Below are 26,885 nucleotides of genomic sequence, written 5' to 3'. Positions count from 1 at the left end.
CGTTCGGTGTGGATTCGCCCGGCGACGGCGCGCACGCAGGCCTCGTCAGTACTTGGAGACAACGCCCTGGACAGCGTCCTTGAGCGACTTGACGGTCCCCGACTGGGCGGCGCGCAGCGATGTGTATGCGGCCATGGCCGACTGGAATGTCGCCATCGAGGCAGAATCGGTCGGGTCTTTCTTCACTGCCTCCAGCGCTGCTTCCATGCGCTGTTTAAGCTCGTTGACGGGTGGGTTGAAGCCGTAGGAAATCTGTTCGAGAAGCGTCGCATCGTCCGGCAGGGGCGGCGGGTTATACGGAGGCGGGGGGGCCGTCATGTCTGTCTGGTCTCCTGACTTACTGTCGATTGATGAAGCGCCACTGATGTGGCCCGTCTTTCACATACGCCGCCGTGCCGTACGCGTACGATTGCTGCGCAGTCCAGTCGTCGCGCAGATCGATGTTGAAGTGCACCAGGCGTTTTCCCCAGCGCTTCTCGAACGTCTGCATGAATCCGTAGAGTCGGCGTAGTTGAACGTCGTCGAGCTCGGTGCTGATGTGAAACGTCACACCCTCCGGCGTGTCGGTGCGAAGGAAGGGCACCATCTGCCGCCTGAGAGCGTCTTCGGCCTCGCCACTCGCTTCGCTTTCGTCGTGCAACGTGATGCTCACGCGCCGCGCGTAAGGAATTTTCTCCAGCAGCGATTCACGAAACCGCGCCATCTCCGCTTCGGACAGGCCGTTTTTCTTGCGGTTGATCCACAACTCCGGGGTCGCGGGGTCCTCGAGAGACAGCTTGAAATACAACACGTCGGTGCGCGACGCATCGATCCACTGGGTGATGCGTGCGTTCTCTTCGTCCAGCGCCATGAGCACGAGCCGTTCACGCTTGATCACCTCGGCGCCGAGCGCACGCGCGAGCGCATTGCGCTCGTCACGGTTTTCGGTGAGGACATAGATGTGGCCGTCGTTGCCCGGCAGCACGGTGGCGCGCCCCCCGAGCGACTCGAGATAGTCGGCGACGCTCTGGGCCTGCCGCTGCGGGCCGGCTTGCCAGTAGTAGTACGCGCCGCCCACGAGAAGCATGAGGACCGTGCACGACACGAGCGTTCGCGTCCAGCGCCGTTGCCGTGCTGCCGGGCGTGTCACGTCATCCAGCCGTGCGTCGGCACACAGGCTGCGCTGCACGTCATCGGACCATGGCGCGTCGATGCGTTTGACGCCGACACGCACGTCGCCCATGCGCGCGATCTGCGACGCATCGATGGCGACCTCCGCGCCCGCCCCTTCATTGAGTACGCGAATGAAAAGTCCCTCACGTCCCCCCTCGTCGACGAGCACTTCGAAGTTGTCGCCACCGTCGCCGTCCATCGGCACATAGATGGCGTTGGGCGGCATCTCCGTTTGCCAGCCACGGTCGAAGGTCGGGTCGCTCGGGCCGACGACGAACAGCGTCACACCAGGAGAGAGGGAGAATTCGCAACCGCGCATCGGCCCGGTCAGCAAACGCAATACGGCACCAGGGGGATGGTTTTCGATCTCTGCGGGTCGGGTGTCTGATTCCATCATCTCTTCGCGAGCGTGCGATGCCGGCCAGTCGTCGGACTACGGCATGGGTCGTCGTTCGCGCTCCTCAACAATGAATTCGTTGAGGTTGAGAATACCGACCGTCGATCAGCGATTCATGATGGGATTCTTCGCAACCGGATTAAGACCGATCAAGATTTGCAGGTCCCGTTGCGCTATCTGGCAGCGGGCGTTGGCGGCGTAGTGCCCGCCGCCGGTGCCGCCTGTCGCGCGAGCTCGCGGTTCATTGCGTCGAGCTTGCCCTGGGCGGCCACGTCGCCCTGCGCAGCGGCTTTTCCGTACCACAACCGCGCGCGTTCGAGATCGGGGGTGACGACACCGTAACCGCGTTCGTAATAGCTCGCGACGATGTATTGCGAGGGCAGATCGCCACCGCGTGCGGCTTTCTCGTACCAGGTGAAGGCGGTCTTGTAGTCCTTGGGAACACCGCGTCCGATGAAGTACTCGTTTGCAATGGCGGCCTGCGCTTGCACATGCCCTTGTCGGGCCGCCTTTTCATACCAGAGGTTGGCCTGAGGGATGGATTTGCCGACGACGTAGCCGTCGTCGAACATCTTGGCGTAGACGTATTGCGCCTGCGTCATGCCCGCACTCGCCGCGCGTTCGAGCCAATGCACCGCGCCGTCTGGATCCGCGTCTGCCCCCTCGCCGTTGAGCAACATCATGGCGTAATCGAACTGCGCAAGTCGATTGCCCTGCTCGGCGGCGCGGCGGAATTCTTCGCGCGCTTGCGTTTGTTGGCCCGCTTCGTAGTGATGCACCGCCTGATCGGTGAGCGCCTGTGCAGGTGCCTGCGCGGCGGCAACGGCGTAGGGTATCGGCGCGCACGCCACGCCGCTGAGCACAAGAGCGCTGCCGGCGAGCCAGCGGCGCAAGGCGGGAGTCGTCGGGACGGGACTTCTCATGGGGCACCTCCGAGAGCGGACGTGCGCCTATTGTGCGCCAAATAAAAAGGCTTTGCCCTCAGGGCTGCCGGTGACGTGTGGCGCACGTCCGCAGACAGCCGTTCTCCCGAAAAGCGTTTCGCACAAACGCAGAAACGCAAAAGCCCCGACACGTGGCCGGGGCTTTCCTGGCGCTGCGCAAGACGTCTTACGGCTTGATGTACGCGTAGCCTTTTTGCTGCAAGCGCGTAAGCTCGACCACACCGGACGGGGTGAAGTCCGCGTCGAGCACGAACTGGTCCTTCTTCAGATTGCGCTGCTTGAGCGTGATCTCGCACACCTCGAATTTCACGCCCCGTGCATGCAGCGCGGAGATGAGCGGGCCCACGGTGGCGGCGTCCTTGTAGCTCTCCATCAGGAAGTCGACACCCTGCGAATGCGCGACGACTACGACCTTGGTGTCGGGCACGGTATCGAGCTGGTTGCGAACATTGCGCAAGCCGGCGAGCGCCTGATGCTCGGCATCGTTGATGTGATACACGACCTTGTCTTCCGCGAATGCCGATGTCGCCGGCACAGCGAAAACGGTGAACAGAAATGCGGTCATCAGGCCGCGCAGCAGCGTCTTCATATCGGAGTCCCCTTTCGTTATTTCGGGTTTCGTATCGGGTTGAGGTATGCCAGCCGCATCATAGCGCGACGCGCGCCATACGTCAGACGTCGGCGCTCGGATAGCCCTGCCGCAGATACCAGTCGATCGAGGGACGCTCGTAGGGCGGTGGCAGGTCGCGCAGTATCGGATCGCCCGCGTGCATCGCGTCGCTAGACGTGTACGGAGGCGGCGCGCATGCGGGCAACGTCGCCGGCGTATCGCCCGGCGGCGCATACGGCGGCGGCGGATCGCCCCACGCGTGCTCGGACCGGCCCCGCGTCACATGCGTCACATGCGTCACGTGCATCGCAGGCATGAGGGCGTCGGCCTGGGGCGCGCTGGGCACGACGATTGCCACACGCCCCCGAGCACCACCGTGACATTCACACCGACGCAACCGTCTAACCGCCGCGATTTCCCGGTGAAATTCCCCATCGTGGGCGCCCGCGCGAGACGGTATCTCCGTCGCGGTGGCACGCGCCTCCGGGCGATTGACGACGCGGTTCAACGAAAGCAGGCTCTCGCGCGAGTCGACACGGCGCACCATGCGAAGCTCGACACTGGACGGCGGATCATGGGCTACCACTGCGGACGCTGACATTTTTGTCATGACTTCTCCGAAAAATAAAAAACCCGCCAGATGCCTGATCTGGCGGGTTTGCACTTTCGGTCATGCGGTCCGCGCACGCCGCCGCGATTGCGGCCAAAGTATCGAATCCGTTGCCGCTCGGGTTTCGTCCCAAGGTAACGACACGGGCAACGGGCGTGGCACGCGGAGATGCCGGCGCTCAGGCCGTGACTTCGGACCAGCAGTTCGGCGTCTCGTACAGACGCAGACGCACGAGGCGCAGGTCGCGACCGTAACGGGCGTCGAACACATGGCTGAGCTTGTCGAACGCCGCGGCTGCGAGGTTTTCGACGGTCGGCACGCGATCGAACACGACGGTCTTGTGGTCCGGCATCGTCTCGAGGAAATCGCGCACGGCGGTGTCGCCTTCGTACACGAGAAACGCGTGATCCCATACGGAGACGAGGTGCTCGTTCGCAAGCGCCTTGACGTCGGCGAAATCCATGACCATACCGTTGTCGGACGCACCGCTCTCACGGCTGACTTCGCCCGCGAGCGTAATTTCCAGCACATAGCGATGCCCGTGCAGATTGCGGCACTGGCTTCGGTGATCGGGAATGCGGTGGCCCGCATCGAATTCGAGTTTCCGGGTAATCGTAATCACGGCAACGGCTCAGGGAATATTCAGGTATTTGTGCGTCTGCATCGACAGCGACCAGCGCGGATGCGATTTGCAGTAGTCGATCGCCAGCTTCGTATTGGTGTCCCGCAACGGACCATCCATCGGCTGAAGATAGAAGTGCGTGAAATCGAGGGTCTCGTAGTCGGCCAGACGCTGGCGATCCTGCGGCACCACGACTTTCAGTTCGTCCCCACGCGTGACGATCATCTCGGCATCGGCCTTGGGGCTCACGCACACCCAGTCGATCCCCTCGGGAATGGCCTGCGTGCCGTTGGTCTCCACAGCGATGCGAAACCCCTCGGCATGCAGCGCGTCGATGAGCGGCGCATCGAGCTGGAGCAGCGGCTCGCCGCCCGTGCACACGACGAAGCGGTGCGCGCGATCGCTCTGCGGCCACAGCGCCACGATCTGCGCGACCAGTTCAGCCGGCGTGCGGTATTTGCCGCCGTTCTCGCCATCGGTGCCGACGAAATCCGTGTCGCAGAACTGGCATACCGCCCCGGCACGGTCCTCTTCGCGTCCCGTCCACAGATTGCAGCCTGCAAACCGGCAAAACACGGCCGGGCGGCCGGCGTTCGCGCCCTCGCCCTGCAATGTGTAGAAGATTTCCTTTACCGCGTACGTCATGATGTTCTCGACTCGACTCTCTTGTTGATGCGCTCGGCGACGACGCCGGGCGACCGGATCAGACGGTGCCGCCCGCGCCGCCATTCTCGCGCGCACGCCACTGCTCGTACCCGCGCTGGCGCAACTGGCATGCCGGGCATTCACCACACCCGTAGCCCCACGCGTGCAGCACGCTGCGCTCGCCCAGATAACACGTGTGCGTATCTTCACGCACCGTCTCCACGAGCACGTCGCCGCCCAGGTCCTGCGCCATCTGCCAGGTATCGGCCTTGTCGATCCACATGAGCGGTGTCTCGATGATGAATCGCTGGTCCATCCCCAGGTTGAGCGCCACCTGGAGGGCCTTCATCGTGTCGTCGCGGCAATCGGGATAGCCCGAAAAGTCCGTCTCGCACATGCCGCCGACCAGCACACGCAGGCCACGACGATACGCAATGGTCGCACCAATCGTCAGAAACAGCAGATTCCGACCCGGCACGAAGGTGTTCGGCAGATGGTTGGCTGCCATCGCGATCGTGGTTTCGCGCGTGAGCGACGTCTCGCTGATCTGACCCAGAATCGACAGGTCGATCATATGATCGTCGCCCAGGCGCGGCGCCCACTGCGGGAAACGTTGGCGCAGCTTGGCCAGCACGTCGGTGCGGCACTCCAGCTCAACGCTGTGGCGCTGGCCGTAGTCGAAACCCAGTGTCTCGACGCGCGCATAGCGCGATAGCGCCCATGCGAGGCAGGTAGTCGAATCCTGTCCACCGGAGAACAGAACCAGAGCGGAATCGGTGCTTGTCGTCATGATCATGCGCTAGCAGTATCGCCTTTGCCGTCAGGACATCGAGTCATCGGGACGACAAGGGCCAGGGCACGCGCTTGCGGCTGCCGTCGGATACCAAGCGATTCGGACCCTGTCGGACCCTCCGGGGCAACCCGCGTGCGGGATATGTCACGCGATTTTGAACCGCGTTGCCCCGCGTCGCTATCGCCGGGCCGTTATACCCATCATTGGGCAGCGTTTTCGTTCAAACGCAAAAAGGGCTTGCGATATGCGCAAGCCCTTCGAATTTGGTGGCCTGGGTCGGAATCGAACCAACGACACGCGGATTTTCAATCCGCTGCTCTACCAACTGAGCTACCGGGCCAAGAGAAAAGCGATTATAGAGACTGAATACGCTTTGCGCAAGCCCTTAATCGAAAAAATCTGCATTAAACGGCGAGAATCAGCATCAACCCCGGTGTTCATGCGGCGCAGCAACGCTGACGTCGCCCGCCACACGCCCACGCCGTCAGGTCTTGCTCTTGGACAGTTCCACGCCAAGTTGTTTGAGCTTGCGATACAAGTGCGTGCGCTCCAGCCCGGTTTTCTCGGCCACACGGGTCATGCTGCCGTGCTCCTTGGCCAGATGGTAGGCGAAATAGGCACGCTCGAAGGCGTCTCGCGCCTCACGCAAAGGCACGTCGAAGGAAATGTCGGCCGACATGCCCGTGCCGGTCGCGCCGCTCACGCCGTCCGCGTCATGCGCACCGAGCGGCACATGATGCGAAGCCGCACCGTTGAGCCCCGCGCCCGGGTGGCGTGCCTCGCTCTCGCCGAACACGCCGGTGTCGAGCGCTTCGTCGTCGCCATCGAAAGTGCTCGCCGCACCGCCGGACGCCTCGCGTTTGCCTCGTGCCAGCCCCTGCTCCACCGCCTGCAACAGTTTTTGCAGGGCGATGGGCTTCTCCAGGAAGTTGAGCGCGCCAATCTTCGTGGCTTCCACGGCCGTATCGATCGTGGCGTGGCCCGACATCATGATGACGGGCATGGTCAGCAATTGCTGGGCCGCCCATTCCTTGAGCAAGGTCACGCCGTCGGTATCGGGCATCCAGATATCGAGCAGCACGAGATCGGGCGTGTGTGCGGCACGGAAGGCGCGCGCTTCCTGCGCGTTCTCCGCCACCTCCACGACATGCCCTTCGTCGCTCAGAATCTCCGAGAGCAGCTCCCGGATCCCCATTTCGTCATCCACCACCAAAATGGTTGCCATTTACGCTACCTTCGTGTGTTCTGCCGGCCTTGTGCGCGGCAGTTCCTGGTCGTCAGCCAATTGAGTAAACAAGATCGAAATCTGGGCACCTGCACTGCCTTCGCCCTCGGGCAAGGACCGATTACGAATATCAATGCGCGCCTGATGCTCGTCGATGATCTTCTTGACCATCGCCAATCCGAGTCCGGTGCCCTTCGACTTGGTCGTCACGTAAGGTTCGAAGGCGCGGGTCAGAATGCGTGCCGGGAAACCCGGCCCGTTGTCCGTGATCGTCAGACGCACTGCCGTGCGCTTCGGCTCACCGGGCTGAATATCCGTTCCTGCGTATTCTACTGTCTTCGTTTCCACCGTGATAAGAGGGTTTTCGGTTCCGCCAACCGCATCTTGAGCATTCTGAAGCAGATTATGGATAACCTGGCGCAATTGCGTCGAGTCTCCACGAATCTCCGGCAGATCGGTATCGAGATAGGGTCGAATGGCACCGCGCCCCTCGTCCACCCCGTATAGCGTCAGTACTTCGCCGATCAACTCGTTGAGTTGCAGCGGATGCATGATCGCCGGGGGCAGGCGCGCGTAGTCTCGGAAATCGTCGACCATGCGCTTCATCGCCGCCACTTGATTGACGATGGTCGTCGCGCCTTTTCGCAGCACTTCGGCATCGGCCGGCGGCAGCTTGTCCGAGAGCTTCATCTGCAATCGCTCTGCCGAGAGCTGAATCGGCGTGAGCGGATTCTTGATCTCGTGCGCCAGACGCCGCGCCACTTCGGCCCACGCCACCGACCGCTGCGCCGAAATGACATCGCTGATGTCGTCGAACACCACGACATAGCCACCGCCCGCACGGGTCGGCACGCCTGCCACGGCGACCATCGGCTCGGGCAGGTGCGAGCCGCGCACCAGCAACGTGACACCGTCCGTCTCGCCCGGCAGCGTCAGACCGATCTGCTGCTGCCAGTGTCCGCCCGGCCCGAGGTCGGCATTCGCATCGCGATCGGCAAACGCGCGACGCAGCGTCTCACCGAACTCTACCAGCGCCGGAATATGTGCGGGGGAACGGTTGAGCTCTTGCTGAAAACTCTGCTTGAAGATGCGCTCGGCACCGGCGTTGGCGGTCGTGAGCCGGAAGTCGCGATCGAACACGAACACGCCGGCGGTCAGACTCGACAGAATACTTTCCAGGTGGGCCTTCGAGCTCTCCAGCGCCAGTCGATTGCGCTCGACGTTGGCGCGCGCGTCGGACAACTGGCGCGTCATGGCATTGAACGCCTGCGTAAGGAAGCCAAGTTCGTCGTTGGTGCGCACCTCGCCCTTGGGCGACAGGTCGCCTGCCGCCACTTCCTGCGTGCCGCGCGCGAGCAAGAACAGGGGGCGCGCGAGCTGGCTGCCGAGCGCGAGCGCGAGCATCATTGCCACGAACGTTGCGAGGAACAGCGACAGCGTCAGCGTGCCGATGTACATCTTGCGCAACCCGGTGCGGCCGAGCGCCTTTTCCTGATATTCGCGATACGCGTTCTGCACAGCCTCGGCGTTCTGCGCCAGATTCGCGGGCACGAGTTGCGTGACTTGCAGAAAGCGTTCGTCGTCCTGCAACGACGACGAATAGGTCGACGGAATCCGAATCACCACGCGCCAGCGCAACTGATCGTGTCCCTCGTTCTTGTCGTAGCCTTCGCTGCCGCCTTCGATTGCGGTATAGCCACGCGATTGCGTGCGCGCCTGACGCAACATGAGCGGCGTGGGCAAGTCCGGCACCAGCGCGTTGAAGTTGCCCGACGCGGATGCCAGCACACGACCGTTGCCGTCGACGATGGTCGCGTCCTGCAACCCGAACTGATCGCGCATGCGAAGCAGCGTAAGCGTGCCGCCCTTCTCACCGCTCGACGCGAGGTTGTCGGCGACCAGTTGCGCCTTTGCGCTCAGGTCCGACAGCCCGTTGTTCAGAATGGCGCGGCCGAGTTCAAGGCCCGAATCCAGCGCGGTTTCCACGCGCACGTCGAACCATGACTCGATACTGCGCGAGACGAACTGCAACGACACGAGATAGATGATGCCGCCCGGCAGCACGCCGACGAGCGCAAAGAAAATGGCGAGCTTGGCCAGCAGGCGCGTGCCGAAGCGCCGCTGTCGTAACCGGACCAGAATGATCCAGACGAGCGCACCGACGATGAACACGAAGATGATCGCCACGGCAATGTTCGCCGTGTAGAGCAGCGAATAGTAGCGATCGAAGAATTCGGTATTGGCCGACGCCAGCGCGAGCAGGCCGAACAGCCCGATGGCGACCAGCGCCATCGTGACGATCAGCGTGCGAATGACGATGTGTTTGAGCAGGCCGCCGCCATTATTTGACACGGGCAGCTCCGGGCGGCACCGCCGCATTGAAGGCGAGCGGCAGCTTGCCGGACATGCGCGAGGCATCCGGCGATGCCGTCACCGCCGCCGTCAGCCCCGCCAGACCGATGCCGGACGTCGAGCCCGGCGGCGCAATCGCCATGGAAGCGGCAGCGCCCGACGATGCGGAAGCTGCCGAGGCAGCGGCCGACGCGGATGAAGCGGATGCACCGGCCAGCGAGGTCGTCGGCAGATTCGCGGCCGCCGCCGGCTGAGACGGCGAGAACAGGAAGCGCGCCCAGTCGGAGCTCAGGTTCCAGTCGCGATTGTTCACCGCGTCGATCTGGAACGGCTTGGGCATGAGCGCATTGTCCAGACGCATCCGCACGGAGGCCTGATACTGCGTGCCCGGCTTCACCACGCCTTTCTCGATCACGCGCCATCCGCTCACATTGCGCACGAGCGCCAGTGCATCGCGCAGCGAGCCGAAGCCGAGTTGCAACCCGCCGCTGTTGCTGTTGCCGTTATTGCTCGAGACACGATACTGACGCGTCAGCGGCTGAAACCACAGCCGCACGCTTTGAGACGTATTCACGACCTTCTCGTCGAACCAGTACCAGCGCGAGCGCGTGAGTTCGAAGTCGGTCGTGAAATAGAGGGAGACGCCGCGATTGACAGCGTCCTCGAGACTGCTATTGAGCTCGAATGCAAAGCGCGCGTCGAGCGACCAACCGCCATCGGACGGTTCCAGCCGGGCTTCGCGCACCTGGATTTCGTTGTCGGCACGCGCGGGTGCCGCATAGCCGAGCGCAAGCACGCACAGCAGCGGCAGCAGGCAGGCCAGTAGCCGTTGGGAGAAGGTCACCGTTTCTGGAAGCGAGCGTAGTAGAAACCGTCATGGGCGCCGCCAGGGGTCATTAGCAATTGCCCGGGAGCGTCCAATCGTACCGCATCTGAGCAAACACGTTCAAACCATTGCGCTTGCTGTTCGTTTTCCGAGGGAAAGACGGAGCACGTCGCATAGATCAGTTCGCCGCCCACGGCGAGCGTGCCCCAGAGCGCGAGCAGGATGCGGCGCTGCTCTTCGACGAGCGCCGCGATGTCGGCTTCCCGGCGCAACCAGCGAATGTCCGGATGACGCCGCACGATACCGGCCGCCGAGCACGGCACGTCCGCCAGAATGCGGTCGAACGGCACGCCGTCCCAGCCGCCGCCCGACCATTTCGACGGGTTGCCGGCATCGCCGATGCGCACGTCCGCCTCCAACCCCAGGCGTTCGAGGTTTTCGTAAATGCGCGGCACTCGCGTGCGATCCGACTCCAGGGCCGTGACATGAACGTCAGCCATCTCCAGCAGATGGCCGGTCTTGCCGCCCGGCGCGGCGCACGCGTCGAGCACGCGCATGCCCGCGCGCGGATGCTCGCCAAGTACCAGCGGCGCGGCGAGTTGCGCGCCCGCGTCCTGCACCGAGACCCAACCGTCCGCAAAACCGGGCAGACGCTCCACCGGTACCGCGTGCGCGAGGCGCAGCGCCACCGGGCCAATCACCTCGGAGGCCATGCCTGCCTGCGTCAGACTCGCCTGCATGGCCGCCACGCTGGTGCGACGGGTGTTCACACGCAGCGTCATCGGCCCACGACTGTCACCGGCGGCGAGCAACGTTTCCCATTGGTCGGGATACGCTTCGCGCACGGTGTCGATCCACCAGACGGGATAGTTCCAGCGCGCCTCGGGCTGTTTGGCGATCTGCGCCATCAGGCCCTGACGCTCGCGCAGGAAACGGCGCAGCACCGCATTGGCGAGCCCCTTCGCGGCAGCCGTGCGGCGTTGTGCAGCAATCGCTTCGACCGCCTGATCGACGACGGTAAATTCGGTGTACGCGGCCCCTTCGGGGTCATCTTGCAGCAGCGCGAGCGCACACAGCAGGATGTCGCGAACGCGCGCTTGCAGCGCGGTTTTGACGAGCAGCGCGAGCAATGCGCGACTGCTACCCAGGCGCCGCACCGCGCGATAGGCGAGATCTTGTGAGGCAGCCCGCACGGTCGGGGCGCATTGTGTGGTCGCCTGCGCGAGCGCCTGTGGCAACGCAGTGCCCTTCTGAACGGATTCGAGGGCCTGCGCGGCGCGCTGAAGCGCGTAGGCCAGGGATTCGGTGGGCAGACTCGGTTGCGGCATGGGCTTCTACAAACAAACATGCCCGCGCGACGGCGGGCATGGGAGGCTATCGGACGGTTGTCGGGCCACAGGATAGCAGACTGACGCCCCGGATTTGCGAGCGTGGCTCGTTCGGTCGGTGAGCGTTAGCTTCGCAAGGAAGTCCGGTCACGCCAGTCTTGTTCAGGGCTTATTCGTAGCGCCCGGTACGTGCCATTTCCATGAGGCGGGCGATACGTTCCTCGGTCGCCGGATGGGTGCTGAAGAGATTCTGCAAGCCACCCGCGCGCAGCGGATTCATGATCATCATCTGCGCCGTGGCCGGGTGTTGTTCGGCCGTGTCGAACGGAATGCCCTGCGCATAGCGGTGAATCTTGTCGAGCGCCGCCGCGAGTGCCTGCGGATCGTCGGAGATTTGCGCACCGCCCCGATCCGCCTCGAACTCGCGAGCGCGCGAGATCGCCATCTGAATGAGCGATGCGGCCAGCGGCGCCAGAATCGCCACGGCAATGCTGGCGATCGGATTGGCCGGACGGCCGTTCTCGTCGCGTCCGCCGAAGAACATGGCGAAGTTGGCAAGCGCCGAAATCGCACCGGCCATCGTGGCGGAAATCGTCGAAATCAGAATGTCGCGGTGCTTCACGTGCGCCAGTTCGTGCGCCATCACCCCGCGCAATTCGCGGTCCGAGAGCACCCGCAGAATGCCGGTCGTTGCCGCTACGGCAGCGTTTTCCGGATTGCGGCCGGTCGCGAAGGCGTTTGGGGCGTCCTCGTTGATCAGGTACACCTTCGGCATTGGCAGCCCGGCGCGTTGCGACAACTCGCGCACCATGTTGTAGAACTGCGGCGCGCTGGTTTCGTCCACCTGCTGCGCGTTGTACATACGCAGCACCATCTTGTCCGAGAACCAGTACGAAAAGAAATTCATCGCGAGCGCGAACGCCAGCGCGAGCATCATGCCCTGCTTGCCGCCGATCATGCCGCCCACCACCATGAACAACGCGGTGATGGCCGCCATCAGCAGGGTGGTCTTCATCCAATTGAACATGGTGTTCTCCTCTGCAAAATCTTGATTACCTCAGGGAATCACGCACTTTGCGTGTCCTCGGGCGTTAGATGGCGTCGAAGGGTGAAAATTCAACGTCTGCGGACCTCGGTTCGGACACTTTTTCCGACGTTGCGCGCGATTCCATACGACTTCGATGGCGTTTTACGACATTTTCGCGCTGTTTTGGTGCCCGGAACCTACGTTTCCCAGAACACTCACCCCGCCACGCCGGACGTGAATACGTCCCCCTGGGCAAGCGAAAACCCCGCGAGGAACTCACGCACCGGCAGGCGCTTGCCGCCCGACTTCTGGCATTCGGTCACACGCAGTGCGCCGTCGCCGCATGCGATCACGATGGCGTCAGCGCTCACTTCGAGCACGGTGCCGGGGGCGACCCCGCCCCGACCGGCGACGGCGCTTGCGCGCCAAAGCTTCACGGGCGTGTCGTGGACGGTGCCCAGCGCCCCGGGAAACGGATCGAACGCCCGAACCTGTCGCGCCAGGGTTTGCGCCGGTTTGCCCCAGTCGAGCACCGCTTCGTGCTTGGCGATCTTTTCGGCATACGTCACGCCGGTTTCCGGCTGTGCAACGCTCGGTAGATGGCCGTCGCGAGCCAGCTGGCGCAGCGCATCGACGATCAGCTTGCCGCCCAGCGCAGCCATGCGGTCGTGGAGCGTCGAGGTCGTATCTTCCGGGCCGATCGGCTGCGCTTCATGCAGGATCATCGCGCCGGTATCGAGGCCCGCATCCATCTGCATGATGGTAATGCCGGTCTCGGCATCGCCCGCCTCGATGGCGCGATGAATCGGCGCGGCGCCACGCCAGCGCGGCAACAGCGAACCGTGGATGTTGAGGCACCCGTAACGCGGCAGATCAAGCACTTCCTGCGGCAGGATCAGGCCGTAAGCAGCCACGACCATGACGTCGGGGGCCAACGCCCGCAGTTGCTCGATAGCCGCGGCGGCGTCTTCCGGATACTTGCCGTTCCGACGCAGCGACGGCGGCTGTGCGACCGGCATGCCATGCGCCAGTGCGTAGCGCTTGACCGGACTGGCCTGCAATTTCATCCCGCGTCCGGCAGGACGATCGGGTTGAGTGAGCACCAACTCCACGGAGAAGCCAGCGGCATCGATGGCGGCGAGCGCGGTTTGTGCGAATTCCGGCGTACCGGCAAAAACGATGCGAAGCGTCATGGCGAACTTCCTCCTGCTGAAACGCTTTAACTTATTTGACGGCAGACGGCACGAAGGCGCGGAAGCGCTCGTTTGTATCGCCCGCACGACCGCCCTGCCAGATCGGGGACCAACCTTCGGGCACGGTAATCCGTGCATTGGCCTTGTCGAGTACGAGCAGCACGTCACAGCGCGAAGCGTCTGCCAGACTCGACAACTGTACCGGACGGACGTCGATGAAATAGTCGAGCATGCCTCGCTCCGACTCACCGACATTGAACGAACCGATGCAAGTGCTCGCTACCGAGGACGCCGTGCGCGGCGCCTTCGCCAACGCATCGTGCAGGGCGGCGAACGGCGTGCGGTAGCTGCGCGCCTCGTTGATCCACGGCAACAGCAGTGTCGACAACGTTCCCCAGACGAACATCAGCCCGGCAAAGCCGAAAACGAGCGCGCCGAGCTCACGGCGATGCACGATGGCGCTGACCCACAATCCTGCAATGACGACTGCGGCGAGCACCAGTCCGGGTGAGAACGGCAGCACGTAATCGAGCGGCAGCCATTTGCCGATCGGCCCGGCCGCGACATGCCCGTTACCGGTCAGTTGCAGCCCCCAGCGCACCCACAGGAACAGGCCGAGCGCGCTCATGAGCACGAGCGCCACACCCGACCATGTCTTCTCAAGCCACGACGGCAGGCGCACGCCTGCCCCGAGCACGGCAATGGCGGGGAACAGCGACAACATATAGATATCGCGAATCGCCGACGAGACGACCAGCGTCAACACGAACAGCACCACGTAGAGCCACAGCATGGCGAGCTCGGGCCGCTCCGTCACGAAGCGCCGCCACCCGGCTTGCCGCCATTGCGGAATCAACGCGCCGAGCGCCAGCCATCCGGCGGGGAACGTCAGTCCGAGCAGGCTCGTCACGTCGTTCCAGTACGACTTGCGCTCGCCGCCCAGATGCACGAAGCCAAAAAAGCGACCGAAGTTGTTGTCCCAGAACCACTCGATGAACAGCGGCTGCGATGCGTGCCAGAACAGCACCGGCCAGACGATCAGCCAGGGCAACGCAGCGATCACCGCCCAGGCGAGCGCCGCCACGTAGCGGCGCGTGCGATATGCGGGCAACGTCAGCGCGGCCAGTGCGGTGAGTCCCAGCACGCCGGGCACGAGAAGCCCCTTGCTCAGAAACGCGATACCAGCGCCCGTGCCGAACAGCAGCCCCCACGTACGCGCGCAATTTTCGGATTTGGCCAGACGCGCCAGCGCCGCCAGCGCGAGTGCCGCCCCCGCGAGCTGAGGTACGTCCGCCGTCAGTTTGTGGATGTTCTCGATGGCCCCGAAGCTCCCGACCATGAGCATCGGCGCGAGCCAGTTGAAGGTGTCCTTGCCGTACAGGCGCTGGGCGAGACGACCGACACAGATGATCGCGACCACGAGCCATGCCAGCACGGCCAGTTGCGCGCCCTGGAAGACGGGCAGCACGCCGGCGGTCAGTCGCGCGAAGATCGCCCCCGTCCAATACATGACGGGGGGCTTCTCGACGAACGGGTCGGCGGCCACGCGCGGCACAATCAGATCGTTGCCCCGGAAGAAGTTGAGCACCATGCCGACCGAGTACGGCTCATCGGCTTTCCAGGGGTCGCGATCGAAAAGCCCCGCGAGCACGAAGGCGAACAACAGCGCGGCGCTCAGCCAGAAGATCGTACGGGCGCGAACCGAAGACGTGGACGACGGGGAGGACGACGAAGTGGTGGCGATGGACATCTCGGCAGACAGTCGGGAGTTTGGCCCGACGGCAGACGTTCGAGACGCCCCGTCGCAGCGGCAGAAGGCAGGCCGTGGCCCGCGAGCGCTGCAAGTATAGAGGACTTTGCCGGGTGCGCCCAAGCGGGGGGCGTCGCCCCGCAGATCAGGCGCGTTCGGCCTGCTTCTTCATCTTCGCCTTGATGCGGTTGCGCTTGAGCGGCGAGAGATACTCGACGAACACGCGGCCCTTGAGGTGGTCCATCTCGTGCTGAATGCACACGGCTAGCAGCTCGTCGGCATCGATCACGAACTTCTCACCGTTCTCGTTCAACGCTTCGACGCGCACACGATCGGCCCGCTCGACTTCGTCATAGATGCCCGGCACCGAGAGACAGCCCTCTTCGTAGACCTTTTGCTCGTCGCTGCGCCAGACGATCTTCGGATTGATGAAGACGCGCAGTTCGTCGCGCGTTTCCGACAGATCCATCACGATGACTTGCTCGTGCACGTCGACCTGCGTGGCCGCAAGGCCGATGCCGGGCGCGTCGTACATGGTCTCGGCCATGTCCTTGACGAGCTGGCGGATCCGGTCGTCCACTTCGGCGACCGGCTTGGCCACTTTGTGCAGACGGGGATCGGGGTACTGAAGAATGGGTAGTAATGCCATGATGAAAACGGGAATTCGCCGCATTGCCTCGTGGGCGCACACCACCGCACAATCTTGCGATGGCTGATGTCCACCGCGACGGTCTCGCCGCGTGCACAGCCTGCTCTGGCCCCCCGGTCAATGCTTACCGGATGATGAAAAATTTTAGCATAGCGCTCCCGCCCATGCTGGCGGCGCAAACCGCGAGGCCCTACCGTGAGGCCCGTCCTGCGAGCGCCGCAGCGGACTCGGCAACCCCGGTCGATGCACACGAACAAACCATGCCACGCGAATCCACGCGCTCGGGCGGGCAGATCGGCGCATCTCCCGACGAAATCAGGGACTGGCTGCGGCTATGCCATGCGCCGGGGGTGCCGCCTGCGGCCGTGCGACGCCTGTTGGCGACGCTCGGGCCGCCCGGCGCCATCTTCGGCGCGTCGCGCACGGCATTGATGACGCTCGTACCCCGCGAGGTCGTCTCGCGACTCCTGGCGCGCCCCTCGGCCGAACTGGATACCCAGATCTCCCGTACCTTGGCCTGGGCCAGACAGCCGGGATGCACCGTCATTACGCTGTCAGAAGCGGCGTACCCGCGAGCGCTGCTGACCCTCGGCGACGCGCCACCCATTCTCTATTGTCGGGGCGACGCCGCACTGATGAACCGCGCACGGGACGCCGTGGGCAACACGGGCAGCAGGGGTGGGACGGGTGGCGCGAGTGAAATGAGCGGCATCGGCGAAATGGCAGCGGCACTCGTCGGTAGCCGCCGCGCCACGCCACAAGGACGCGAGAACGCCCGGCACTTTGCCCGGGTGCTGGGGGATGCTGGCGTCACCATCGTGTCAGGCCTGGCCGCCGGCATCGACGCGGCCGCGCACGAAGGGGCACTGGAGACGGCGGGCCGAACCTGCGCGGTGATCGGCACCGGCGCGGACATCGTCTACCCGTCTCGCCATCACGCGCTCGCCGAGCGCATTGCCGAGCGGGGATTGCTGCTGTCGGCGTTCCCACTGGGCACACCGCCCCGCCCCGACCACTTCCCACGTCGTAACCGCCTCATCGCGGCGCTCGCCCGGTGCACCGTCGTCATCGAGGCCACAACGCATTCAGGGTCGCTCATCACAGCGCGTCTGGCAGGCGAACTGGGACGCGACGTGCTCGCCGTGCCCGGTTCGATCCACGCCCCGCAGAGCCGGGGCTGCCACGTCCTGATCCGGGACGGCGCCACGCTGGTGACGTCTCCCGAAGACGTCTTCGAGGCGATGGGTTTCAAGGAGGTGCCGGGCAGCCCCCGGTCGCAGTCATCCGAAAAGACGGCGGACAAGACGGTGGACGCTACAGCGGACGGCCCGGCCCGACAGGGTGGCAAACGACGGCGCGGTGCGACCGGGCGCCGCGCTTGTGCCACCGCCAGCGACGTCGCCGCCGAGCCGACATGGGATCCGAGCGACGAGCCAATCCTTCGCAACTCCGGCGACGAGGGCACCCGCGGCGCCCCGAACACCGTCGCCCCCGCGACATCCGTCCCGTCTGAACCCGGCCCATCGACCGAGCCGCCGCAGGGCACGGCAGCGATCCTGGAAGCGCTGGGGTATGATCCCGTCAACGCCGACACCCTCTGCGAGCGCTCCGGTCTAGGCATTGCTGCCGTGCTGTCGCAGCTAGGTGCGCTTGAACTCGACGGCCTCGTCGCCCGATTGCCGGGTGGCCGGTTTGCGCGGCTCGGTCCCGGGCCGGCGCGCTGACCGGCAGGCGCGAGTGCCGCCCCCAATCCGGCATACCGATATCACCGACATCACCGACACCATGCCCGTTTTCCATCCCGTCGCCGACCGTTCCGCGCTGGCCGCTGCGCTGGCCGGTGGCAACACGCGCCTCGTGGCCTGCCTGTGCGCGGCGTGGTGCGGCACATGCCGCGAATATGCGCAGACGTTCGAATCGCTCGCGGCCAGGCATCCCGAGCTGTGTTTCGTCTGGGTGGATATCGAGACGCACGCCGATTGGCTGGACGACCATGACATCGAGAATTTCCCGACACTGCTGGTGCAGGACGCTCGACAGTCGCCCGGCCAGGCGCGGTTCTTCGGGCCGGTGCTGCCAGCGATCGGGATTTTGGAGCGGATGCTCGACGCCGACGTGCTGGGTGACGCCACAGTCGTCGCCCCGGCGCTGCGCGAGCATTTGCTGGCAGAGTGATTCCGGCCGGCCCGGATATCCTGAACCACTGGACCCTCGTCGCCCCGGTCTCCCTGCTCGCCCTGGTCGCCCTCGTCAAAATCGCTCCCGAATCGATGCCGGACAGCCCCGACGCAGCCACGACGTAGCCCCGACATCGCGCCGACCGAACCGGCCGGAACCGGCTGCAGGCGGTGTCCGAAGCGCCGCCGCGCCACCCCACGGTGCCGCCCGAGCCGCGCCGCCACCGCGCTTGCCGCCGGCTTGCGACGCGCTTATGATGTGCCGCTTTCAGGCACGCCTTGTGCCCGATCCGACGGCAACGCCGGATTGGCTATATGTTATAAAGCCAACGAATGTCGCCTGGCGACACCCCCTCAACATTACTGAACGTCATGTCAAAAGCTCTGATCATTGCCGAGAAACCGTCTGTCGCGAATGACATCGCGCGGGCGCTGGGCGGCTTTACCAAGCATGACGAGTACTTCGAGAGCGACGAATACGTCGTCTCGTCGGCGGTTGGCCACCTCGTCGAAATCGGCGCGCCGGAAGACTATGAAGTCAAACGCGGCAAGTGGAGCTTCGCCAACCTTCCCGTGATTCCCCCGCACTTCGACCTCAAGCCGATCGCCAAGAGCGAGTCGCGTCTGAAGGTGCTGACCCGCCTGATCAAGCGCAAGGATATCGACATCCTGATCAACGCCTGTGACGCGGGACGCGAAGGGGAGCTGATTTTCCGCCTGATCGCGCAGCATGCGAAGGCCAGGCAACCGGTCAAGCGTCTGTGGCTTCAGTCGATGACGCCGCAGTCGATTCGCGACGGCTTCAAGCGCCTGCGCAGCGACGACGACATGCTGCCGCTGGCCGACGCCGCACGCAGCCGTGCCGAGGCCGACTGGCTGGTCGGCATCAACGGCACGCGCGCCATGACCGCCTTCAACAGCAAGGGCGGCGGCTTTTTCCTGACGACGGTAGGTCGCGTGCAAACGCCGACGCTGTCGATCGTGGTCGAGCGTGAGGAGAAGATCCGCAAGTTCGTCTCGCGCGACTACTGGGAAGTCAAAGCCGAGTTCGTCGCTGCCGCCGGTTTCTATGAAGGCCGCTGGTTCGATCCGAATTTCAAGCGCAACGAGTTCGATCCCGAGCAGCGCGATTCGCGCCTCTGGAGCGTGGCGGCGGCCGAGTCGGTCGTCGCGGCCGTGCGCGGCAAGCATGGCACGGTCACGGAAGAATCGAAGCCGTCGAGCCAGCTCTCGCCGCTGCTCTTCGACCTGACTAGCCTGCAACGCGAGGCCAACAGCCGCTTCGGCTTCTCCGCGAAGAACACGCTCGGTCTGGCGCAGGCGCTGTACGAAAAGCACAAGGTGCTCACGTACCCGCGTACCGATGCCCGCGCGCTGCCGGAAGACTATCTGGCCACCGTCAAAGAGACGATGGCCGTGCTCAAGGAAAGCAACAACTATCATCAGTTCGCCAACCAGATCCTGAACAAGGATTGGGTCAAGCCGAACAAGCGGATCTTCGATAACAGCAAGATCAGCGACCACTTCGCCATCATCCCGACGCTGCAAGCGCCGAAGAACCTCTCCGAGCCGGAACAGAAGCTGTACGACCTCGTGGTCAAGCGCTTCCTGGCCGTGTTCTTCCCCGCTGCCGAGTACCAGGTGACGACCCGTATCACGGAAGTGGTCGGCCATCACTTCAAGACCGAGGGCAAGGTGCTCGTGCAGGCCGGCTGGCTCGCCATCTACGGCAAGGAAGGCGCCGACGACGGCAAAGACGCGAAGGACGCCAAGGAAGACCAGCCGAACCTCGTGCCGGTCGCCAAGGACGAAAAGGTCGGCGTGGACAAGGTGGCGGCCATCGGCCTGCAAACCAAACCGCCCGCCCGCTACAGCGAAGCCACGCTGCTCTCGGCCATGGAAGGCGCGGGTAAGCTTGTCGAGGACGGCGAACTGCGTGAAGCCATGGCCGGCAAGGGTCTGGGCACGCCGGCTACGCGTGCAGCCATCATCGAAGGTCTGCTCACGGAAAAGTACCTCGTGCGCGAAGGCCGCGAGTTGCACCCGACGGCCAAGGCCTTCCAGTTGATGACGCTGCTGCGTGGTCTCGGGGTGGACGAACTGACGCTGCCCGAACTCACGGGCGAATGGGAAGCCAAGCTGTCGCAAATCGAGCGCGGCGGTCTCAAGCGTGACGAGTTCATGCACGAAATCGCCCAAATGACGCAGACCATCGTCAAGCGCGCGAAAGAGTACGACTCCGATACCATTCCCGGCGATTACGCAACGCTCAGCACCCCGTGTCCGCATTGCGGTGGCGTGGTCAAGGAGAACTATCGTCGCTTCGCATGCACGAACTGCAACTTCTCGATCTCGAAGATTCCGGGCGGACGCCAGTTCGAAATCCCCGAAGTCGAAGAGCTCCTGACGAACAAGACGATCGGACCGCTCTCGGGCTTTCGCAGCAAGATGGGCCGTCCGTTCTCGGCGATCATCAAGCTCTCGCCCGATGACGAAATGGGCTACAAGCTCGAATTCGACTTCGGTCAGGACAACGGCGACGAAGACGGCGAAGCTCCGGACTTCACGGGTCAGGAACCGGTCGGGCATTGCCCGAAGTGCAATGGGCGCGTGTTCGAGCACGGCATGCGTTACGTCTGCGAGAACGCCGTGGCGAACCCGAAGACATGCGACTTCACCTCGGGCAAGGTGATTCTTCAGCAGGAAATCTCGCGTGAGCAGATTCACAAGCTGCTCACCGAGGGCAAGACCGACCTGCTGACGAACTTCAAGTCGTCGCGTACCGGCCGCACGTTCAAGGCCTATCTCGCCAAGCAGAAGGACGGCAAGATCGGCTTCGAATTCGAGGCTAAGGCTCCGAAGAAGACGGCGGCCAAGCCGGGCGCCGAAGCGGACGAAACGAACGAAGGCGAGGAAAAGGCGGCACCGGCGCGCAAGACGGCAGCGAAGACTGCCGCCGCCAAGGCACCGGCCAAGAAGGCTGCCGCCAAAAAGACGACGGCGAAGGCCAAACCGGCCACCAAGTCGGCCAAGGCAGGCAAGTCGGACGACGCCACGTTCGATGAGGACGACGCACCGTTCTGACGGTCGGATCGAATGGATCGACCAGATTGACCGAACCGTCGCCTCAGATCACCGGGGCAATGAAAAACGGCCACTCCCTCAACGGGAGTGGCCGTTTTGCCATCCGATGCCCCTGAACGTCAAACGGGCATTTCGGTGTTCGGCGTCGACGGGGCGCTCGACGATGACGACGGCTTGGGCGGTACCCAACGCTCGGCCGCCGAAATGCTCTCGTTCTGACGGAAGTACTCAACGGTCAGATCGATGAAGCCACGGGTCTTCGCCGACAGATACTTGCGGCTCGGGTAGACCAGCGAGACGTCGATCGGCGTCTGCGAATAGTTGCGCATCAGCGCGACGAGATCGCCATCGCGCACATCGTTGCCCACGAGATACGACGGCAGGAACGCAATGCCGTGGCCCAGCAACACCGACTGACGCAACAACGCCGTGTTGTTGCAGATGAGCTTGTTCTGCACCCGAACGCGAACTTCACCGTCGGGGCCGGCAAACACGCGGTCGTCGCTCCAGAACTCGCTCGGCAGGCCCAGCACGCCGTGCTCACCGAGTTCCTGTGGCGTTACCGGCTCGCCGTGCTCGGCGATGTAGGCGGGCGAGGCGCAAAGCATCACGCGGGTCTCGGCCAGTACGCGCGAGATCAGGCTTTCGCTGTTGATCATTCGCGTGAGGAGAATCCCGCAGTCGTACCCCTCTTCCACCAGATCGACGGCACGGTCGGTCAACGTGAGGTCCACCACGACCTTCGGATGCAGTTCCTGGTACTTCTTGACGAGCGGCGCTAGGTTGCGCACCCCGAACGAGACGGGGGCAACGACTTTGAGGGTTCCCTTGGGATCGCGCGACGCGCTCGAGATCAGCGCATCGGCCTCGTCGACTTCATCGATGATCTGCCGACAGCGCTCCAGATACACCTGACCGGCGCCGGTCAGCGACAGGCTGCGCGTGGTGCGATTGAGCAGGCGAACGCCGAGATGCGATTCGAGTTCCGCGACGTGCCGTGTCACCACGGCGGCAGACAGGTCCATCTGGGCGGCCGTACGGGCAAAACTCCCGTTGTCGGCCACTTTGACGAAAACGCGCATCGATTGCAGACGGTCCATGTTGTTTCCAATCGTGATGTGCCGCGTCGTTCCGGCAAAAACGAGTATGGGCGGACCGGCTAGGTACCGGCACTGCGGATACCCGCGGACACCGGTCGGACCGCCGTCCCGGCGGTTCCGGGGCGAGCCTCGCGCGTGCCGCCAGGGCTGTCGACACGGCGGGGGACTTCAATTAGGCGCTAGCTTACCGTAGGCGACGAAAATTTGCCTGCCGCGGCAACGATTTTGACGCATGGCTGCCGTGTCGCATGCGCACGTCAACGCACAAATTCGCTGTCGATGACGAATTTTGCGCAATGACACAACGCATCGTGCCGCGCTCGCGCTGCATGCATGCCGCGCGCCGGCTGTTTGACGCAGGTCACGACGTGCCGTTCGCGGCGCGGATACAGTCGAATATCACCGACTGTTACACGCTTCGTGATGAATCCCATCCCCATTCTGCCGACGCCTTGCGCCAATGCGCCGGACGACCCGCTCGCCATCGACGCGCATCTGCTCAGTCGCTACGACATCAGCGGCCCACGCTATACGTCGTATCCCACGGCACTCCAGTTTCGCGACGACTTCGGGGCAAGCGACTACGCGCGCGCCGCCGCGCAATCCAAACGCACCGGCAAACCGGTTTCGCTATACCTTCACGTACCGTTCTGCGACACGGTGTGCTTCTACTGCGCGTGCACCAAGATCGTCACGAACAACCGCGCGCACGCCGATGCCTACGTACAACGGCTTCACGCCGAGATCGCGAGACAGGCGTCGCTGCTCGGTGCGGGCCGCGCACTCGCCCAGATGCACTGGGGCGGCGGCACCCCGACCTTTCTCTCGCTCGAACAGATCACTTCGCTCATCGACGCCATCGGCCGTCAGTTCGTCATGTCGCACGACGACAGCGCCGAATACGCCATTGAGATCGATCCGCGCAGCGCGGGCCCGGCATCGATCCGTGCGCTGCGGGCGCTCGGTTTCAATCGCCTGTCGATCGGCGTGCAGGATTTCGATCCGCGCGTCCAGGAGGCCATTCACCGCGTGCAGCCGCGCGGATTGGTCGAGGCGACGCTCGACGCGGCGCGCAGTTGCGGGTTCAAGTCCGTAAATTTCGATCTGATTTACGGGTTGCCGCATCAAACGCCCGAATCGTTCTCCAACACGCTCGACGCCGTGATCGAAATGGCGCCGGAGCGCCTGTCGGTCTTCAGCTACGCGCACTTGCCGCAGCAGTTCAAGATGCAACGTTGCTTGCCCGATGCGCTGCCGGACGGACCGCAAAAAGCCGGGCTGCTCCAGACGATCGTCGCGCGGCTGACGGCCGCCGGTTATGTCTACATCGGCATGGACCACTTTGCGCGCCCCGACGACGAACTCGCACTCGCACAGGCGGCCGGTACGCTGCACCGCAATTTCCAGGGCTACAGCACGCGCGCCGATTGCGATCTCATCGGCGTCGGCATGTCGGCCATCGGACGGATCGGCGACAGCTACGCCCAAAACGCAAAGACACTGAAAACGTATTACGACGCTATCGACGCGGGCGGCCTCGCCATTGCGCGCGGCGTGCGGTTGAACCAGGACGACCACATCCGGCGCGACGTCATCTCACGCCTGATGTGCCATATGGCACTCGAGTTCAGCAGCATCGAGCAGGCGCACGACATCGACTTCGTCTCGTACTTTGCAGGCGAGTTGGGGGAAATGGCCGATCTGGTCGCAGATGGCCTCGTTGCCGTCGATGCGCATGGCCTGCGTGTCCTGCCGCCCGGACGGCTGCTGGTGCGTGTCGTCGCGCAGGTATTCGACGCCTATCGTCGCAGTGCGGCCAACGCGCGCTGCGCAAAGGTCATGTAACGGGATCGATTGGCGTTGTGACGTTGTGACGGCGGGACGGCGGGACGGCGGGACGGCGGGACGGCGGGACGACGGCGCGTCGCCATGTAAGCAAAACGCCCGGTGGGGTCTCCACCGGGCGTTCTTCATTCCCGACGTCATCAGCGGGAATCAACGAGGAATCAACGAGGAATCAACGAGGAATCGACGGGGATCGACGGACCGTCGATAACGTCGTTGAACCTCAATCAACAGCAGCGTCCACCGCTCTTGCCACCGTAGCGCGCTTCCTGCCTTTCTCGGAAAAACGCTTCGTAGCTCATGACGGGCTGATCCGGGTGCGTGGCCTGCATATGCGCCACATACGTGTCGTAATCGGGCAGACCGACCATCAGGCGCATGGCCTGCCCCAAATAGCGACCGACCTTACCGACTTCATCGAGCATGAGCGACTCCTGTGAGCGATTGCTGCGTGCGGCGCGTCAGACGCGCTGACCCGCAGGCATCGGCTCGAACGGCGTTTCCTTGGCCGTCGGCTTGTTGTTGCGGCGTGCGACGAGGATCGTGCGCAAACCGAACACGGCGACCGACACCACCACGAACATGAACACACCGGCGAGCGTGGCGTCCACATAGTCGTTGAACACGATCTGCTGCATCTGTGCCGCCGACTTGGCCGGGGCGAGCAACTTGCCGTCTGCGAGCGCCGCCTGATACTTCGCCGCGTGCGCAAGGAAGCCGACCTTCGGATCCGGATCGAACATCTTCTGCCAGCCCGCTGTGAGGGTACAGGCGAGCAGCCACAGCGTGGGCAGAATGGTCACCCAGGCGAAGCGCTCACGCTTGAGCTTGAAGAGCACGCAGGTCGCCAGAATCAGCGCAATGGCGGCAAGCATCTGGTTCGAGATACCGAACAGCGGCCAAAGCGTATTGATACCACCCAACGGATCGACCACGCCTTGATACAGGAAGTAACCCCATGCCGCCACGCACAGTGCGGTGGCAATCAGGTTGGCGGGCAACGATTCGGTGCGCTTGAGCGACGGCACGAACGTACCCAGCAGATCCTGCAGCATGAAGCGGCCGGCGCGCGTACCTGCGTCGACGGCGGTCAGGATGAACAGCGCTTCGAACAGAATCGCAAAGTGATACCAGAACGCCATCATCGCCTCGCCCCCCACCACCTGGTGAAGGATGTGCGCCATGCCAACGGCGAGCGTCGGTGCACCGCCGGCACGCGAGATGATCGTGTTCTCGCCGACGGCGCGCGCCGTGGCGCTCAGCACGTCCGGCGTGATCGTGAAGCCCCAGCCGGAGACGACTTGCGCCACCGCTTCCGGCGTCGTGCCGATCACGGCGGCAGGGCTGTTCATGGCGAAGTACACGCCCGGGTCGATCACGGACGCCGCGACCAACGCCATGATGGCCACGAACGATTCCATCAGCATGCCGCCGTAGCCGATGAAGCGCGCGTTGACTTCGTTATCGAGCAGCTTGGGCGTGGTGCCCGACGAGATCAGCGCGTGGAAGCCGGAGACGGCGCCGCATGCAATCGTGATGAAGAGGAACGGGAACAACTTACCCGACCAGACCGGACCGCTGCCGTCCACGAATTGCGTGAGCGCAGGCATCTTGAGTTCAGGCGCGACCACCAGAATGCCGATGGCCAGCGCGAGAATCGTGCCGATCTTCAGGAAGGTCGACAGATAGTCGCGGGGCGCGAGAAGCAGCCACACCGGCAACACCGACGCGACGAAACCATAGCCGATCAGCATCCACGTGAGTTGTTTGCCATCGAACGTGAACAGCGGTGCCAGTGCAGCGCTGTCGTGCACGCTCTGGCCGAAGTAGATCGCGGCCATGAGCATGACGAAGCCGATGATCGACACTTCGCCGATGCGGCCCGGACGAATGAAGCGCGTGTAGACACCCATGAACAGCGCGATCGGAATCGTCAGCCCAACGGTGAACGTACCCCACGGCGAACCGGTGAGCGCCTTGACCACGATCAGCGCCAGCACGGCGAGGATGATGATCATGATGAGGAACGCCCCGAACAAGGCAATCACGCCGGGGACCATGCCCAGCTCGGCCTTCACGAGGTCGCCCAGCGAGCGACCGTCGCGACGCGTGGAGATGAACAGCACCATGAAGTCCTGCACGGCGCCGGCAAACACCACGCCCGCGAGAATCCACAGCATGCCGGGCAGGTAGCCCATCTGCGCGGCAAGCACGGGCCCCACCAGCGGACCGGCGCCGGCAATCGCGGCGAAGTGGTGACCGAACAGCACGTAGCGATTGGTCGGCACATAGTCCAGACCGTCGTTATGACGCCATGCCGGCGTCATGCGTGTGCCGTCGAGCTGGGCCACGCGCGTCGCGATGAACTTGCTGTAGAAACGATAGGCGATCAGATAAACGCAGATGGCTGCGATTACGATCCAGAGTGCGCTAACGGTTTCGCCGCGCGATAGAGCCACCGTGCCGAGCGCGCACGCGCCGACGACGGCCACCGCTGCCCAGGGCAGTTGTTGCCAGATGCGATTCATTGTCTCTCCTCGGAACTGCCTGCTTAAG

22 protein-coding genes, 1 tRNA gene and 1 pseudogene are annotated in these 26,885 nt (G+C 64.0%); 4 read left to right on the top strand and 20 right to left on the bottom strand.

Features of this window, described 5'->3' with window-relative positions:
* Positions 1-45: 45 nt before the first annotated feature.
* From sctF to def, 17 genes and pseudogenes are all read right to left on the bottom strand, one after another.
* Positions 46-318 carry a type III secretion system needle filament subunit SctF gene (sctF, locus tag PCA31118_RS06560; RefSeq protein WP_150624182.1) on the bottom strand — a complete coding sequence of 91 codons (273 nt, stop codon included), beginning with the start codon at positions 316-318 and terminating at the stop codon, positions 46-48.
* Between the two features lie 19 nt (positions 319-337).
* Positions 338-1,549: a PrgH/EprH family type III secretion apparatus protein gene (locus PCA31118_RS06555; RefSeq protein ID WP_150624180.1), complete on the bottom strand. Its 1,212-nt coding sequence runs from the start codon at positions 1,547-1,549 to the stop codon at positions 338-340.
* 173 nt (positions 1,550-1,722) lie between these two features.
* A complete protein-coding gene (locus tag PCA31118_RS06550) occupies positions 1,723-2,472 on the bottom strand; it encodes a tetratricopeptide repeat protein (protein WP_150624178.1) in 750 nt (249 codons plus the stop codon).
* A gap of 187 nt (positions 2,473-2,659) precedes the next feature.
* The gene (locus tag PCA31118_RS06545; protein WP_150624176.1) at positions 2,660-3,082 is read right to left on the bottom strand and encodes a DsrE family protein; all 423 of its coding nucleotides are present in this window, start codon (positions 3,080-3,082) and stop codon (positions 2,660-2,662) included.
* Positions 3,083-3,164: 82 nt separating this feature from the next.
* Complete coding sequence (locus PCA31118_RS06540; protein WP_150624174.1) at positions 3,165-3,419, bottom strand: hypothetical protein; 255 nt, start codon at positions 3,417-3,419, stop codon at positions 3,165-3,167.
* Positions 3,420-3,891: 472 nt separating this feature from the next.
* Entirely contained in the window at positions 3,892-4,335 is a 444-nt protein-coding gene (gene queD / locus PCA31118_RS06535) for a 6-carboxytetrahydropterin synthase QueD (protein WP_150624172.1), read from the bottom strand.
* A 9-nt stretch (positions 4,336-4,344) separates the two neighbouring features.
* A complete protein-coding gene (queE, locus tag PCA31118_RS06530; protein WP_150624170.1) occupies positions 4,345-4,980 on the bottom strand; it encodes a 7-carboxy-7-deazaguanine synthase in 636 nt (211 codons plus the stop codon).
* A gap of 58 nt (positions 4,981-5,038) precedes the next feature.
* Positions 5,039-5,776, bottom strand: coding sequence for a 7-cyano-7-deazaguanine synthase QueC (queC, locus tag PCA31118_RS06525; protein WP_150624168.1), 738 nt, complete (start codon positions 5,774-5,776; stop codon positions 5,039-5,041).
* 261 nt (positions 5,777-6,037) lie between these two features.
* A tRNA-Phe gene (locus tag PCA31118_RS06520) sits at positions 6,038-6,113 on the bottom strand.
* Between the two features lie 144 nt (positions 6,114-6,257).
* Positions 6,258-6,998 (bottom strand): response regulator, encoded by a 741-nt coding sequence (locus tag PCA31118_RS06515; protein ID WP_150624166.1) that lies wholly within the window; start codon positions 6,996-6,998, stop codon positions 6,258-6,260.
* Positions 6,999-9,377, bottom strand: a complete 2,379-nt coding sequence (locus PCA31118_RS06510; RefSeq protein ID WP_281356206.1) for an ATP-binding protein — start codon at positions 9,375-9,377, stop codon at positions 6,999-7,001.
* 217 nt (positions 9,378-9,594) lie between these two features.
* Positions 9,595-10,194: pseudogene (locus PCA31118_RS06505) on the bottom strand (DUF4390 domain-containing protein); the annotation flags it as partial.
* Positions 10,191-11,504 (bottom strand): 16S rRNA (cytosine(967)-C(5))-methyltransferase RsmB, encoded by a 1,314-nt coding sequence (gene rsmB, locus PCA31118_RS06500; RefSeq protein WP_150624159.1) that lies wholly within the window; start codon positions 11,502-11,504, stop codon positions 10,191-10,193. The pseudogene PCA31118_RS06505 and the gene rsmB, both read right to left, overlap by 4 nt.
* Before the next feature lie 169 nt (positions 11,505-11,673).
* The gene (gene htpX, locus PCA31118_RS06495) at positions 11,674-12,531 is read right to left on the bottom strand and encodes a zinc metalloprotease HtpX (RefSeq protein WP_150624157.1); all 858 of its coding nucleotides are present in this window, start codon (positions 12,529-12,531) and stop codon (positions 11,674-11,676) included.
* A 215-nt stretch (positions 12,532-12,746) separates the two neighbouring features.
* Positions 12,747-13,724 carry a methionyl-tRNA formyltransferase gene (gene fmt / locus PCA31118_RS06490; RefSeq protein WP_150624155.1) on the bottom strand — a complete coding sequence of 326 codons (978 nt, stop codon included), beginning with the start codon at positions 13,722-13,724 and terminating at the stop codon, positions 12,747-12,749.
* A 31-nt stretch (positions 13,725-13,755) separates the two neighbouring features.
* Positions 13,756-15,474, bottom strand: coding sequence for an ArnT family glycosyltransferase (locus PCA31118_RS06485; RefSeq protein ID WP_150624153.1), 1,719 nt, complete (start codon positions 15,472-15,474; stop codon positions 13,756-13,758).
* Positions 15,475-15,619: 145 nt separating this feature from the next.
* Positions 15,620-16,123 carry a peptide deformylase gene (def, locus tag PCA31118_RS06480; protein WP_044457577.1) on the bottom strand — a complete coding sequence of 168 codons (504 nt, stop codon included), beginning with the start codon at positions 16,121-16,123 and terminating at the stop codon, positions 15,620-15,622.
* A gap of 260 nt (positions 16,124-16,383) precedes the next feature.
* Here def and dprA point away from each other — a divergent pair, with 260 nt between their 5' ends.
* The 3 genes from dprA to PCA31118_RS06465 all read left to right on the top strand — a co-directional run bounded on the left by dprA (position 16,384) and on the right by PCA31118_RS06465 (position 21,384).
* Positions 16,384-17,847, top strand: a complete 1,464-nt coding sequence (gene dprA / locus PCA31118_RS06475; RefSeq protein WP_174990362.1) for a DNA-processing protein DprA — start codon at positions 16,384-16,386, stop codon at positions 17,845-17,847.
* Positions 17,848-17,908: 61 nt separating this feature from the next.
* Positions 17,909-18,298, top strand: a complete 390-nt coding sequence (locus PCA31118_RS06470; protein WP_150625147.1) for a thioredoxin family protein — start codon at positions 17,909-17,911, stop codon at positions 18,296-18,298.
* A gap of 374 nt (positions 18,299-18,672) precedes the next feature.
* Positions 18,673-21,384, top strand: a complete 2,712-nt coding sequence (locus PCA31118_RS06465; protein ID WP_150624151.1) for a DNA topoisomerase III — start codon at positions 18,673-18,675, stop codon at positions 21,382-21,384.
* Positions 21,385-21,503: 119 nt separating this feature from the next.
* Here PCA31118_RS06465 and PCA31118_RS06460 read toward each other — a convergent pair whose 3' ends face one another.
* Positions 21,504-22,484 (bottom strand): LysR family transcriptional regulator, encoded by a 981-nt coding sequence (locus tag PCA31118_RS06460; protein WP_150624149.1) that lies wholly within the window; start codon positions 22,482-22,484, stop codon positions 21,504-21,506.
* 423 nt (positions 22,485-22,907) lie between these two features.
* Between PCA31118_RS06460 and hemN the strand changes: the two genes are divergently transcribed.
* Positions 22,908-24,329: an oxygen-independent coproporphyrinogen III oxidase gene (gene hemN, locus PCA31118_RS06455; protein ID WP_150624147.1), complete on the top strand. Its 1,422-nt coding sequence runs from the start codon at positions 22,908-22,910 to the stop codon at positions 24,327-24,329.
* A 227-nt stretch (positions 24,330-24,556) separates the two neighbouring features.
* Here hemN and PCA31118_RS06450 read toward each other — a convergent pair whose 3' ends face one another.
* Both PCA31118_RS06450 and PCA31118_RS06445 read right to left on the bottom strand, forming a co-directional pair.
* Positions 24,557-24,754 carry a YbdD/YjiX family protein gene (locus tag PCA31118_RS06450; RefSeq protein WP_044453281.1) on the bottom strand — a complete coding sequence of 66 codons (198 nt, stop codon included), beginning with the start codon at positions 24,752-24,754 and terminating at the stop codon, positions 24,557-24,559.
* Positions 24,755-24,790: 36 nt separating this feature from the next.
* Complete coding sequence (locus tag PCA31118_RS06445; RefSeq protein WP_150624145.1) at positions 24,791-26,857, bottom strand: carbon starvation CstA family protein; 2,067 nt, start codon at positions 26,855-26,857, stop codon at positions 24,791-24,793.
* Positions 26,858-26,885: the final 28 nt, after the last annotated feature.

The organism is Pandoraea captiosa, assembly GCF_902459775.1.
GTDB classification, from domain to species: domain Bacteria; phylum Pseudomonadota; class Gammaproteobacteria; order Burkholderiales; family Burkholderiaceae; genus Pandoraea; species Pandoraea captiosa.
Note: the sequence above shows the minus strand (reverse complement) of the source record. Positions and strands in the feature narration are given on the sequence as shown.